8 protein-coding genes are annotated in these 14,323 nt (G+C 38.9%); 3 read left to right on the forward strand and 5 right to left on the reverse strand.

Annotated features, from left to right (window positions below):
* Positions 1-37 precede the first annotated feature (37 nt).
* Entirely contained in the window at positions 38-2,914 is a 2,877-nt protein-coding gene (locus VB733_RS10250) for a cation-translocating P-type ATPase (protein WP_323339989.1), read from the reverse strand.
* Between the two features lie 689 nt (positions 2,915-3,603).
* On the opposite strand from VB733_RS10250, the gene VB733_RS10255 reads away from it, so the two are divergent.
* Positions 3,604-5,274, forward strand: coding sequence for a transglutaminase domain-containing protein (locus VB733_RS10255; RefSeq protein WP_323339990.1), 1,671 nt, complete (start codon positions 3,604-3,606; stop codon positions 5,272-5,274).
* A gap of 626 nt (positions 5,275-5,900) precedes the next feature.
* Positions 5,901-7,190, forward strand: coding sequence for a hypothetical protein (locus VB733_RS10260; RefSeq protein ID WP_323339991.1), 1,290 nt, complete (start codon positions 5,901-5,903; stop codon positions 7,188-7,190).
* Between the two features lie 127 nt (positions 7,191-7,317).
* Here the strand turns inward: VB733_RS10260 and VB733_RS10265 are convergent, their stop codons facing one another.
* The 4 genes from VB733_RS10265 to lysS form a co-directional block, all read right to left on the reverse strand.
* A complete protein-coding gene (locus tag VB733_RS10265; RefSeq protein ID WP_323339992.1) occupies positions 7,318-8,106 on the reverse strand; it encodes a L,D-transpeptidase in 789 nt (262 codons plus the stop codon).
* An 886-nt stretch (positions 8,107-8,992) separates the two neighbouring features.
* On the reverse strand, positions 8,993-9,559 hold the full coding sequence (locus VB733_RS10270; RefSeq protein ID WP_323339993.1) for a hypothetical protein: 567 nt from the start codon (positions 9,557-9,559) through the stop codon (positions 8,993-8,995).
* Between the two features lie 40 nt (positions 9,560-9,599).
* Positions 9,600-10,295 (reverse strand): hypothetical protein, encoded by a 696-nt coding sequence (locus VB733_RS10275; RefSeq protein ID WP_323339994.1) that lies wholly within the window; start codon positions 10,293-10,295, stop codon positions 9,600-9,602.
* 135 nt (positions 10,296-10,430) lie between these two features.
* Positions 10,431-11,954, reverse strand: a complete 1,524-nt coding sequence (gene lysS, locus VB733_RS10280; RefSeq protein ID WP_323339995.1) for a lysine--tRNA ligase — start codon at positions 11,952-11,954, stop codon at positions 10,431-10,433.
* Positions 11,955-12,987: 1,033 nt separating this feature from the next.
* Here lysS and VB733_RS10285 point away from each other — a divergent pair.
* Positions 12,988-14,082 carry a WD40 repeat domain-containing protein gene (locus VB733_RS10285; RefSeq protein WP_323339996.1) on the forward strand — a complete coding sequence of 365 codons (1,095 nt, stop codon included), beginning with the start codon at positions 12,988-12,990 and terminating at the stop codon, positions 14,080-14,082.
* Positions 14,083-14,323 lie beyond the last annotated feature (241 nt).

Genomic DNA, 14,323 nt, shown 5'->3' on the forward strand with positions numbered 1-14,323 from the left:
ATTCAAATACGAATTACGAATTATCAACTATGAATTACTAGACGTTGCGTTTACCGATGATACGGAAGAAGATTTTTTCAGCTTCAATCCAAACAAACATTAAGGCACTAAAACCGAAACAAACTAATAATTGGGTTTGATCCAGTATTTGCGTACCAAAAAATGCTCGTAGGGATGGCACATAAACCAGCATTAATTGCAAAATTGAAGTAATGACAACAGCCCCCAATACGTAGGGATTGGATAGCGGGTTCATTTGGATGCTTAACTGGTTATTAGAACGAATTGCGATCGCATGTCCCATTTGTGCTAAACACAAAGTTGTAAATACCATTGTTTTCCAAGATTCTGGTTGAGGATATCCGGGCTGGTGGGTATAATTATATGCCCATGCCATCATCGCGATCGTAATAATCGCGAATACAATCCCAATCCGAATCATGTAAGAACCTAAACCGCGAGCAAATATACTTTCACGGGGGCTAAAAGGAGGACGTTTCATTACGTCGGGTTCGGGTGGTTCGACTGCTAGGGCTAAGGCTGGTAAACCGTCGGTAACGAGGTTCATCCATAAGATTTGTAATGGACTCAAGGGTACACCACCTAAACCAAGTACCGGGGCTGCTGCTACAGTCAGAACTTCACCAATATTGCTACCGAGAATATACTTAATAAATCTCCTGATATTGGTATAAACTACACGACCTTCCTTAGTTGCCGCCACAATCGTCGCAAAGTTGTCATCAAGCAAAATCATGTCGCTGGCTTCTTTACTCACATCGGTACCGGTGATACCCATGGCAATGCCGATGTCAGCTTGTTTCAAGGCAGGTGCATCGTTGACACCATCTCCCGTCATGGCAACAAAACGCCCCCTTCGTTGCAAAGCTTGAACGATACGCAGTTTGTGTTCCGGGGCGACTCTAGCATAAATACTTACTAGGTCAACTTGCTGTTCGAGTTCCTGATCGCTCATTTTCTGCAATTCTTGACCGATGAGAACGCGAGCATTGTTATCCTCAACAATACCTAAATCTTTGGCGATCGCTCGTGCTGTTAGTTGATGGTCGCCTGTAATCATCACAGGGCGAATTCCCGCATCACGGCATTCTTGCACGGCGGCGCGCACTTCGGGACGGGGAGCATCAAGCATTCCCACCAAACCCAACCAAACTAATTCTGTTTCGGAGGCTTCATCCGAGCCTTCGGGGGGTACTTCTGTAAGTGGTTTGTAGGCAAATCCCAATACTCGCAAGCCGTTACTTGCCATGTTGTCGTTTTCGGCGAGAATTACCTTGCGGATATCGTCGTTTAAATGAATAAACTGTTTACCGTTATCTATATATTTGCACCGAGCTAGCACCAATTCGGGCGAACCCTTAGTAAACATGAGATACTGCTCGTCTTTGACGCGGCTTTTCAGCATTGGGTCGAGATTTCCCAACAATGAACCTGTATCAACTGGCTCGATTTTGGCAATAATACTCATCCGCTTGCGTTCGGAGGAGAAAGGAAATTCACTTACGCGGGGTAATTTGCTCTCCCACTGGTCTTTTTCAATCCCACCTTTGGCAGCTAATGTCACCAAAGCACCTTCCGTGGGGTCGCCTAAAATCGTCCACTGTCCTTCTTTGTGTTGCAGCAATGAGTCGTTACATGTTGCACAAGCTACCAGTAAAGCGGAGACAGTGGGGTGGTCTTCCAAAGAAACCTGTCTACCGTCTAATTGAAATTCCCCTTGTGGTGCATAGCCATCTCCAGTAACCCGAAAAGCTTGGTTGTTGGCGAATACTCTTTGCACCACCATTTTATTTTGGGTCAGGGTTCCAGTTTTATCTGAACAAATTGTTGTCACCGAACCTAATGTTTCCACCGCAGGTAATTTGCGAATCAGGGCGTTACGCCTAACCATACGTTGGGTTCCCAGAGCCAGGGTGACGGTGATGACGGCGGGTAAACCTTCTGGCACAACTGCTACAGCCATTGAGAGGGAAACTTCCACAAGTTCTTGTAAGCGTTTCCACAAATCGTTTCCGGTTAAACCAGTGAAGTAACCGTGGAGCATCCCAGCGATAATGACGATCGCCACTAAAATTAGGGAACCAGTCACCAAGACATTACCCAACTGCGTCATGCGCTGCTGAAGGGGAGTGGGTTCGCTTTCCACCGATTGCAGCATTTCGGCAATTTTGCCCAGTTCGGTTGTCATGCCCGTATTGGTGACAAGAACTTTACCGCGTCCCTGAACAACTTCAGTTCCTTGGAAAACCAAATTAATGCGATCGCCTAAAGCGACATCTTCAGGTAAAGTTATTTCTGACTGCTTGTTAACCGCTTCAGCTTCACCAGTTAGGGCAGATTCGCGGATTTGGAGGTTGGATTGTTCAATTAAGCGTCCATCTGCTGCAATCTGCACGCCAGCTTCTACCAACATGATATCCCCCGGCACTAAATCCTTGCCTGCTATTTCTAGCTGTTTGCCGTTGCGAATCACTCGCACATTGGGAGAAGATAATTTTTTCAGAGCTGCCAGCGCTTTTTCCGCACGACTTTCTTGAACGTAGCCGAGAATACCATTCAAAACTACAATTGCTAGAATAGCGATCGTATCCTTAAAGGGAACTTCTCCGGGTTTTAATCCTCCACTTTGCCAACGCAGGAAATCTAGAAATCCAGAAATCAAGGCGACTGCAATCAGCATCAACAACATCACGTTCTTGAACTGATCCACCAAAATTTCCCAAGGGCTGCGACCACTTGATTCTTCTAACTCGTTTGTTCCGTATTTTTGCAGCCGTTGTTGTACTTCTTCTTTCGTTAAACCCGTGTCTGCACTAGTTGATAGCTGTTGTAATGCTAACTTTGGTTCTAAACTATGCCACACGGCGTTATCAGGCAGGGAATGAGCAGACATCGTATTAAGTTACAAGGATTTAGTTACAAATTTCAATCATAATTTAGTCAAGGTTGGAAAACCATCAACTAAAGTTACATGAGGTTGCCATAGACAGATATCTATGTTAGGTGCTATGTAAGTGCTATTGTTGACATCTTCCGATATTTAATTTCGGAGTATTGAGATAATACTGACTCAGGTTAAAGTATTTCATGGCACATAATTAGCTAGATAATGAATAAACCAAGTCTGAAAAATCATCATAATATAGGAATACTGGGAAGATTTTGGAAATATTTGCAATATACGTAGGTAGGTTTATCCCTGACGACATATCTAGCTTTTGCTGGGCTGTGCCCAACTTCCTTACAGATACTTAAATTTTTGCAAAAACAATTTAGGATTCCTATAGGACATTACTTAATTAATGTGAGTTCGACGAATAAAATCTCACCCCTTGACCAAACCTGTGCCATTCCCTAAAGATAAGAGTCTATCGGGATAGACTGCGCGCCAAAAATCCTTCCTTTGGGTTTACCCGCAGGCTGCTTCTCCACTGCCAGGAAAGAAAGAAGTTGCACAACCGGATTTTATGGTTCTGTTAGCCCTTCTCGATGTCGGGGAAGCTTAGGTAGGGAGAGTTTCCTTCAAACTCAGGTTTAATTATTTTCAGACTAGATTCAACCATTGATATAGATCGGTTTCGTATGAGTTCTGCACTACTAGATTTGACTGCTAACAAAATGTTTGGGCAAAGGATAATTCGACCATTATGTGCAAGCGCGATTTATGGCATTACCTTTATTAAGGATACACTCATCGCGATTGACCAAAGAAAGGGTTTTCTCCTGGAAATTGACCCGCTATCAAACAATACTAAAATTTTAAATCCCCACCAAGTTCGCGAGTTTACAGATGTAACTGGCATATGTCTTTGGGAAGACACATTGTGGGTGACACGAGACAATAGTGTGTATTTATCCAATCTCAATTCATTGGGTTTGGAGCATTTTATCACTTTGCCTTACCCCGCAGATGGGGTTGCGGTTTGGGAGTCAACAGTTTACGTTAGCTGCCAAAAACTAGGTGGAATCCTCATTTTTGACCGCCATACCCGCAAGCAAATTACACAATTCTACGCCCCCGGAGTCGGAGTCGAAAATTTAGCAGTGAGCGAAGAAACACTGTGGGTTTGCGATCGCACCGAACAAACAGTTTATGCGATCGACCGTGCGACTGGAGAAATTCAATTTAATGTTCTCACTCCCTTTGAATCCCCTACAGGCATTGCTGTACATACAAACTCTGAAAGCGGCGAAAAAACCCTGTTCATTGCCTATGCATCGGAAGAAGCCTATATTCGCGATAACCCGAATGCTGATCCCAGTCAAGAAATTGCATACCGCGATAAAACCTTCATTCACCCCCTCAACTATTTCTACGATCCCCAAAAACGCTTTGCTCTTTCCAATGGCTACCGCATTGAAATGTCCTATGTTGAGGAAATAGCTCCCCTGGATGAGGTCTATGTTCCCAATCTGGAATGGCACATTGCTCTTCCTAGCGACACCGATCGCCAAAAAGTTGTTAGTGTTGAACCTATCGGCTTACTTTTTACTGAACAGGTGACTGACGGACAGCGAGTTGCGGTGTTTAAATTTGATGCCCTCACCCCTGGAGAGCGGCATGTATTTGGCTGGAAAGCAATTTTAGAAGTGCGTGGCATCAAATACCGCATTACTCCTCGTGAAGTTGAAAACATCCCCGAATTACCGGAAGAGTTTCAAACCCGCTATCTCGTTGATAACGATGATTTAGCGATGGATACGGGTATAGTTATCCGTGCAGCACGGGAAGCTGTTGGTACTGAAACGAACTTATTACGGAAAATGTATAACATCCGTAATTACGTGTATGATCATCTTTCCTACGGTATCAAACCGTACATTGATACGCCAGATGTTGTCCTCGAACGTGGGATTGGTTCCTGTGGTGAATATGTAGGTGTATTACTGGCACTATGTCGTTTGAATGGTATTGCTTGTCGCACCGTCGGGCGTTACAAATGTCCCAATGTTTCTGAAAATCAAAATGTGCCCCTACAACCTGACTTTAATCATGTCTGGCTAGAATTTTACATCCCTGGTTTTGGTTGGCTACCAATGGAATCCAACCCTGACGATTTGGGATACTATAGCGCTCACCCAACCCGCTTTTTCATGGGTTTATGTTGGTATCATATCGAAATCGGCAAAGGTATCCCCTTTGAAAGCATGATTAGTCAAGGGGTGAGACTCAAAAAAGAAGATATTGCGATCGGGGATTTAGCTATAAATCATATTCGCTTCACAATTCTTGACGAATTACCACCACTTTAGATTCAGGAATGAGAATTTAATCAGCTACAACTTTCGATTTACTTGGGAATGGTGCGTTATGCTCTGCTAACAGCACCCTACTTTTGTACTTTATTTAATCCACATTCCTAAGGGTACAGGGTAAAGGGGTAATACTGATTGAACCCCATGCCCGATACCCTATTTATTTATAAAGAATTTAATCAAGAATTTAATCAAGAATTTATTTTTGTTTGCCAAAGTTTAACTTCAACTTGATTCAACATGTCAATTACATGGGTTAATTTGTGAAGTGTAGTGAATATTAAGGAATTTTAATAGCTCTTGCAACGATAAACCATTAATTCAAGATGCTTTTGTAATATCAATCACTAAATCAGTTTTCCTTAGATAGTTTATTTAATTCAAGATAAAACTCAAAGAAGATATGGAGACTCTCTTCTCTCATATTTCTCTTCGTTTTGATTTTAAGCGCATAGCTCCGCAAGTGGAACCTTTAGTAATTATTTACTGTCCTAGATTTCAGGGAGTAATGATTTCAGAAAATTTTTTATGCATTGAATTAAATTATCAAGATTAAAGTATAGAGCAACATTCCCTGAAGATTTATCGGATAACTAAATTAACTTGAAGATGGTGTAAGCAAAGTGAGTAATTTGATAAATTCTTATTATCCAAATATTCTTCTTGAAGAACAGAAGATATATCAACATTTGCTTCATTTAGTACAAATCAAGTCTCCTCACGAAATGATAGAGCGTTTTCGTACTTTATTTATTGAAGGAATTAATTATCCTGAAGCGGAAATTGTTGCAGCCCTAGATAAAATTACAGCATCTGCAACAGCCACACAAGAATTTAAGTTTTTTCTAAATCGCTGCTGTCATATATTAATTAACCGATGGCATATGCAGCCACAATTACAACATGCGATTCCTGAGCTAATCACACTTTTTCAATCTCCACCATCTCGATATAAAATTACTAGTTTTCGTGAAAAAGCCATTCGTCGTTTACACACATTAATTAAACAATTTATCGACAGCGAACAATATATAATATTGCGACGACTGACACAGGTAATAGCAGAAAATGATTCGGCACAACATGAACAAAAACAACTATTTACTTTGATGCGTCGCTATCCATATTTATATGAACATTGTTTATTAACAGAAAATTCGACTTTTGAGCATCAATGGACTGTCAAAAAAATTAAAGCCGAGGTGCAGAAAAAATTTGAAATCGATTTATCTCGTTATGTGACTTATCAAGTACGCTGTCATCATCTCAATCAAGTTGGTTTTACAGCTAATCATAAAATTCGCACAATTCAACCGGTAAGTAATCCTACCTTGCTATCCGAAACTAAGCTGAACGCGGCAATTAAACAATTTATTGGCAAAGTTGAAGGAGGCTATTCTTACCAAGAATATGCACAGCTATTTTTAAATTACAGCAGTCAAGCTTCTTCTTATGGTGCCTTCAAAAATGATTTATACGAATATTTAATTTCGGGTATTGATTTCGACTATGGTAATCGAAAGTTTCCGCAGCATTTGTACAAAAAATTACAAAATACTTTAGCAGATGCAGATGAATATAAACTTGATGAGTTTTTATTAGTTAGAACTTGCTGCCAACTGCTTAACTTTTTAGTTGTCGAGAGCCAAATTTCACCCCAGCATTTTACATTTATTGATTTAATCGCCAATCAGGGAACTTTAACTACCACGTCTTTATTGCTCAAGGTTGTGCTAATTTGCCGTAAGATTAAACCATATTTGGCAAAGCGATTTGCAATTCTGTTTAATCATTATGAATCAGCAACAACTAACGGTATTATTTGGTTAGTGGAAACTCTTGAACACTTGAATATTGCCTATAGTATTCATTTTGGTAATACTGATTTATCATATTTTCAGCAGATTATCTAGAGACTATTGATAAATTTTTAATATTTGGTCTAATTTCTACACTTCTAATTAGGTTTGTAGAAATGCGATTAAATCACATCTCTACATCTACATTCATGCCTATAAATAAAGGTTTTGGGCAAAACCTTTAGCGAATAGAAACCTCAAGGAATTGAGGCTTATAAGTACGGACAAAATTCAGCACTTGAGTTAATTCTTCACGGTTAGTGAGAGCAATACATCCAGATGTTCCATCTTCATTGTTATTCAGATTAAATGATGGGTCGTAATGGATACCCAAATCTGTACGTCCTGTACGGAATGTTGGCTGTAATCCCAAAAAGCGATCGCCTGCTTCTGGAATAGTGCCACGAATTACACTTTTGGCTATTTTGTATCTTCCATCTGGTAATGGAGCTTCTGTTCCCGAACGATTTCGATCTCTGGTTTGGGTATGTGCCCTACCAGATACAGTCATGTAGGAAGCAACTTGCTGCCCGTTAGCAAATAAACGCAGTTCGTATAGGGGATTTCCCAACTGATTACTTTTTTCTGTGGGTATGAGAGTCATGTAACTTCTAATAGCTCCACCTGCTCCAACAGATACTTTCTTTGATTTAGCATTACCTTTACTCTCAAAAAAGTTATTTGCATTAGCAGAACTGGATAAATTTCTATTGGTATCCAAGTCAGATATTTTTGAGTTAATAATTTTTGCCTGTTGATTTAAGGCTGGATTTGCTAACTTATCTTTAGGGATATTTAGATTTTGCTCAGCCTGGTAACTATTGATATTTGAGATAATTTTTTGTTGGGCATTTGCAGAGCATCCGGTAACTGCAAACCAACAGAAAGAAATTATAAATAATCGAAGCAGCATGTAAGAAAAGTATTTTTTGTCTTTTCGACTGTAAACGATGTTTTTATTCGCCGACATGGGGGATGATTCGGATTTTTATCTGACGGAGATTTATGTAAAAATACGAATTTTTAATTGATTTTTAATTGATTTTTAAATTTGGATGACAAAAATTACCTAAATGGAAAACTACTTAGGTACATGAATTAAGGGATTATAATTCTGTTGATAATTTATTCTGTATTGTGGGCAAGAAAAAATATCTAAATTAACGACTGAGCAATTAATGAATTCACTTTTTACTTTGCTGATTTGATAGGTATTGAACTTCTCATGAAAGTCCAAAATTTGTCTTGAAAATCAAGGTTTACAGGCAGTTATCAACTAAAATTCTCATGATAATGAATGTTGCAAATACCCACTACAAGTTTCAAGCTCATGAAGAAGCTTTATTTTTGATAATTAAAGTTTTGATGCAAATGACCAAAAGTTTTTGTTTCCTAACGTATGTATATGCACTTGTATCTCAGTGTTTATATATAGAATTGATAAATATAAAATCTCTAACAATTTATGTTTTCACTAAGTAGAACGGTGCAAATAAACCGTAGACGCGGAGCGGCTTCTCGCAGAGTAGTATATAACGAAAAGTAAAGTTACCTAATACCATTTCACGAAAAATCTGATACAGATGTAAATCCTGAAAGCTTTGCTGCATCTAAGTTTTTTAATTGCGTTAGCGAAGCTCTTCCGAAGGAAGCATTGCGTAGCTTGCTTCTCGCGGAGCGAGTATTGCGTAGCTTTAGCTTCTCGCTCTGCGAGTATTGCGAATTGCGAATTGCAAATTGCAAATTGGTATAAAACCCTCTTCCCTTCTGCCTTCTGCCCTCTGCCTTGTCATAACGACAATTTTTAACACCGAGCTACTTATCTCCCTAATAAGTAAGCAGGTTTTATGAGTTTTTTAAGATTGCTCTGCATTATTTTGAATAACAATATGTTCTAGTTTTTCTATTAATTCTTTTGCTAAGTCAAATAAGCTCATTGTATTATTCTCAATCAGATTTAACTTAGAACTTAAATGAGAAATTAATACATCTTTAGTCGCAAAAAGTCTTTCTGTTTCCTGTGAAGAAGCTGTTAAAGATTTTTCCAATTCAATAGCAATTTCTGGTAGTTTTCCCAATTGATTTGTATTTTCTGTATTAGAACTGATTAACTGTTCCCTGAACCTTTCCGCAACTTCATCATCACTTTCTAGGAACATTAAAATCGATTCTAAAATACTTTTATCCTCATTTTCATCCCAATTTTCGAGCCAACTACTATCAATATCTTGGTAATATAAATAAGCCGCATCCAAGCCATGTGTCATGATATCGTCTTGTAATTTTTGAGCAGCTTCTACGGCATTTAAAAACTTTTCGATTCTGTGTTGGCGATCGCTGGTTTCTTCTACCATAATACCTGTGATTTGTAAATAAGTATTGTCAAGAATATGACTATCAAACCCAATAGTGAAAATAACCAAGGCTTATATTTTAAATGTTGGATGTTCAATTTCAGAGCTTCTAGACATTAAATTTTAAATAAATACCATTATGCAGATGATCACTGTTATGTAGGGAAATATTGACTATTCGATTCACAAAATCATCGACATTCGGGTTGTAACTTAAAAATAATCCTCTCTCTACCCCCCAAAAACGCAAACTCATTTTCCAATCATCTACCTTTTGCTGGGAATATTCGTCTGCGAGACTGGTAAGCTGGATACATAAAGGCTTCTCTTGCTGGCTACTAATAATTATATCAGTTGCCATTGATAGGTCTGCAATATAGCGCTGCACAATTCCGGCATTACGCTGATTCATGTTATGAGCAATAGATTTGATTAAATTTTGATCTTGATGACTGAACTCTCCAGCCATGAGTTTTTGTTTCCAAATGTAAAATTTGGGGTCATGTTCGCTTAACCATTTGGGAAATAAATCGCTGTACCAATACCTCACAGTTGGATTTAAGGCATTAATTGCTGCTTGTTGCTCTTCTACTGATGCTAAAGTTTTGAATTTTAGCCAAGCATCAGCATCAAGAATGATTTGTAATAAAAATAAACTGAGGAAAGGTTTTGCTGTTAGTAAACCTGGTTTGACATTTTTTACCCAACGATTGATTTCCCCTAACCTTTTCGCTAAGTTGGGGTCAATGATAGATGCTTCCTGTAGGAGTGATTGAAGTCTCTGTTTTATCTCTTGTGCCTGCAAAATTACTATTCCTTAGAGAATTTGTTTCTCTTGAGGATTTTATCTGGAAACGGGGTTTAAGAAGTCAGTTATCAGCTGTCAGTGCTTGATTTATTCTGACTTCTGACTTCTGACTTCTAATTTCTAAACTCTTATTTATGCTTCTACTTCGGGTTTTTCGTCTGATTTCTCTGGCTTCAGTAATGGAAATGCGATCGCATCTCGAATGCTGGCACAATCGCAGAGTAACATTACCAATCTATCAATACCAATACCCAATCCTCCTGTCGGTGGCATCCCATATTCTAGGGCTGTTAAAAAGTCTTCATCAACACCCTGGGCTTCCAAATCACCCGCAGCTTTACGTTCTGCTTGGGCTTCCAAACGCTGGCGTTGATCGATCGGATCGGTTAACTCGGAGAAACTATTGGCTGTTTCCCTTCCGACAATAAATAACTCAAACCGCTCTACTAATCCCGGTTTGTGGCGATGGGGTTTGGCTAAAGGTGAATTTTCAACCGGGTAATCGATGACAAATGTCGGCTGAATTAAGGTCGTTTCTACTTTTTCTTCAAAAGCCAAAACTAATAACTTGCCTAGTGAATTGCATTCATCAACACCAGGAATATCTGCATTTTTGCAGGCAACTTTTGCCTCTTCCACAGTGCTAAATGTTGCAAAATCTAAGCCTGTAGACTCTTTCACCAAATCATGCATTGTCACTCTTCGCCAAGGTGGTGTTAAATTCACCTCTTCCCCTTGGTAAGTAATCTGCAATTCTCCAATCACATCCTTAGCAACGGTGGTAATAATCCCCTCCGTTAAATCCATCATGTCGTGGTAATCGGCATATGCTTGGTACACTTCAATTGATGTAAATTCAGGATTGTGGCGAGTTGAGATTCCCTCATTCCGAAAAATACGCCCCATTTCAAATACTTTCTCAAAGCCACCAACAATTAATCGCTTCAAGTGCAATTCCGTGGCAATACGTAAATACAACTGAATATCTAACGTATTGTGGAAAGTAATAAATGGACGTGCATCTGCACCACCCGCTTCTGATTGCAATACAGGTGTTTCAATCTCCAAAAAATCTCTTTCTTCTAAGTAACGTCGTATACCTGCCGTAATTTGGGCACGACGGCGAAACGTCTGCCGGACTTCTGGGTTAACAATTAAATCCACGTAACGTTGACGGTAGCGTTTGGCAACATCAGTTAAGCCATGCCATTTATCAGGTAATGGTAAAAGAGATTTCGTAAGAATAAAAAATTGTTTGACAAAAACCGATAATTCGCCTTTTTGAGTTCGTTTAATATTACCTTTTACGCCAATAATGTCACCGACATCTATGAGTTTTTCAATTGTTTTAAAGGCATTTTCAAATGTACCTGCCATGCCTTCTTCTATGGCTTTTTTTTCTAGATAAAGCTGAATTTTACCCGTTTCGTCTTCCAGGGTACAAAAAGCTAGCTTACCCATAAATCTTCTTGCCATTACTCGTCCGGCAACGGCAACGTTAATATCTACTTCTTCACCACTAGGTAAATCTGCAAATTTCTCTTGTAATTGTACGGTGTGATGGGTAGACTCCCAGTGGTAAGCATAGGGATTTATTCCTAGTTGTCTGAATTGTTCTGCTTTCTCTAGCCTCGTGGCACGGATATCGTCCGACATGGTTTTAATCAACTAAAGTTGGGGCAAAGATTAATTATAGGGTGAAGTGGAGGAGTCAGAAACGCAGCGAGAAAAAGTCAAATATTCTTCTATTGCTCCGTCATCACCGATTTTGTGTTTGCTCCCAGTCTCTGTAAATATTAAAATTAACCCCTATAGGGACTATCTTATTACTTTAAAATCCTTTACAATTAGCAATATATCTAAATTAGTCTTCTTCAGTATAACTACTAGTGACAGTATTACGTTCTGCAAGCTAGAAATTAGGGGAAATGAGTGCGTAAGTGTTTCTTTTATTCTTGCTTGTTCCTGGAAAATATTTAGGTAAAGCCAGAATTGTTTGTCAAAAATAAAGTTAATTACTCCCATATCGTAAGTATTAATACTACTGATTATTAAAAGTAATAGACTAATTTGGCTAAAGAAACCGTATCAAGACTAACAGTTCGTGAGAAGAAAGTGTGAAAAGTTAATTGTAGGGAGGTTGTTGATTGTTAGTTCCTTGGTGTTAGTGGTTAATTGTGATTTGTTGGTATTTTTGCTAACACTTAACCGATTGTTTGCTAATTGCCAATTATTCACAGCAAAGTTATCAATTTCTAATTTTAATCATTAACATTTTATTAATTTATCTTTACTTTTAGTCTGGAAACTTGACAATAAAGTTAAAGGGCAGTGAGATAAAGGTTAAGGAAAAACAATTTTCATTCTAAATTTTTAACTTTTATTGTTTCCGCCTGACTGTAAAAACCTGGGAAGTCGAGAAATATACAAGTTTTAAGTGAGGATATCCCGGTCTATCGCGTGTATTTTTTTAGTGTATTCAATCTGGGTATATTTAACGCGATCGCTCTCAAAATTAGCGCCTAAATTAAGACGTTGTTTTGTGTACTTCATTTAGAGGTACAACGTAATTTTATCTCTGCTTCTCTCAGAATAGGTAATTGTTTTGGTGTTTACTGTTCTGAAATTATAGTGGCAATCCGTGAATGACTGTTTAAAAAATCGCAATCTAACGTATTTCTAAGGGACTATGTTTTTACCATCACGCATATCAAATTCAACTTCTGCTGATTCCGCTTTATCTGCAAGCGTTGCCCAAGCGATCGCTGATTATCGAGTTTCTTTAGGGGAAGTTTCAGGTAAGAGCGCATTATTAAGCTCATCTGTACAGCAATATTTAGATTACGCATCTGCTTTGAAATTAGTTAATATTCCCGTTGGTTCTGTAAATAAAAATACCTCATTTGCCAAGCCAGAAATTTGGGAATGCGTTCATACTTTAACTAGAAATTCACAAGCATTAGCATTCAGTCCGGATGGAAAAATACTTGCTGTTGGCAGTATCTACATCAAATTGTTTGATTTAGAAACAGGGGAAATAATTCGTACCCTCAAGCGCGACTCTGGTGTTTTAAAAACACTTGCCTTTAGTCCAGATGGTAAAACCCTAATCAGTAGTGGTTTGAGTCAGCGCATTGAGATGTGGAATGTATCTACAGGTAAACAAATTCGTGAATTTGTTCCCCACGCCTACGCAGTCAATGCTCTCACATTTGGTGCAGATAATAAAAACTTTATCAGTGGCGATCGCGGTAAAACAATCCAAATTTGGCATACTGAAGATACACAAGCTACCGCAACTTTTGTTCAGCACCATGACTGGGTAAATAGCCTCGCTATCAGTCCGAATGGAGCGATTTTAGCAAGCGGTAGCTATGACGAAACTATCAAACTCTGGAATCTCCACTCGAAAACTGAAATTGCCACCATCAATGCCCATTCTCCAGTTTTTTCCGTAGCATTTAGCCCCGATGAAAGACTATTAATCTGTAGTTGTGCTGATGGCAAAATTAAGTTGTGGAATTGGCAAACCGCAGAATTTATTGGAGCTATAGTTGGTCATGGGGATGAAGTCAATTGTGTGGCAATTAATCAAGACAGCACCATTCTCGCCAGTGCCAGTGCAGATAAGACAGTGAAACTCTGGAACCTGCAAACTGGAGAAGAAATTGCTACCCTCTCCGGACATATATCAAGCGTGAAATACCTAACATTTAGTCCTGATGGTAATATGCTTGCGAGTGCAAGTGCCGAAGGCAATGTGAAAGTCTGGCGACGTGGATAAAATCCCGTTTATTTCATGCTAATAAAAATTCATTTTAGGGTGCAAACTATATATTTGCACCCTTAATTTTGCCAATAATGTTGAGAGATTGTTAGATGTCATCACTTGATACCATTTCACGAAAAATCTGATACAGATGTAAATCCTGAAAGCTTTGCTGCATCTAAGTTTTTTAATTGCGTTAGCGAAGCTCTTCCGAAGGAAGCATTGCGTAGCTTGCTTCTCGCGGAGCGAGTATTGC

The organism is Calothrix sp. UHCC 0171 (assembly GCF_034931845.1).
Classification (GTDB): domain Bacteria; phylum Cyanobacteriota; class Cyanobacteriia; order Cyanobacteriales; family Nostocaceae; genus Brunnivagina.

Excerpts from the sequence above, each read along its gene's own strand:
- VB733_RS10250 (WP_323339989.1), bottom strand. The coding sequence starts at position 2,914 with ATGTCTGCTCATTCCCTGCCTGATAACGCCGTGTGGCATAGTTTAGAA.
- VB733_RS10255 (WP_323339990.1), top strand. The coding sequence starts at position 3,604 with ATGAGTTCTGCACTACTAGATTTGACTGCTAACAAAATGTTTGGGCAA.
- VB733_RS10265 (WP_323339992.1), bottom strand. The coding sequence starts at position 8,106 with ATGTCGGCGAATAAAAACATCGTTTACAGTCGAAAAGACAAAAAATAC.
- lysS (WP_323339995.1), bottom strand. The coding sequence starts at position 11,954 with ATGTCGGACGATATCCGTGCCACGAGGCTAGAGAAAGCAGAACAATTC.
- VB733_RS10285 (WP_323339996.1), top strand. The coding sequence starts at position 12,988 with ATGTTTTTACCATCACGCATATCAAATTCAACTTCTGCTGATTCCGCT.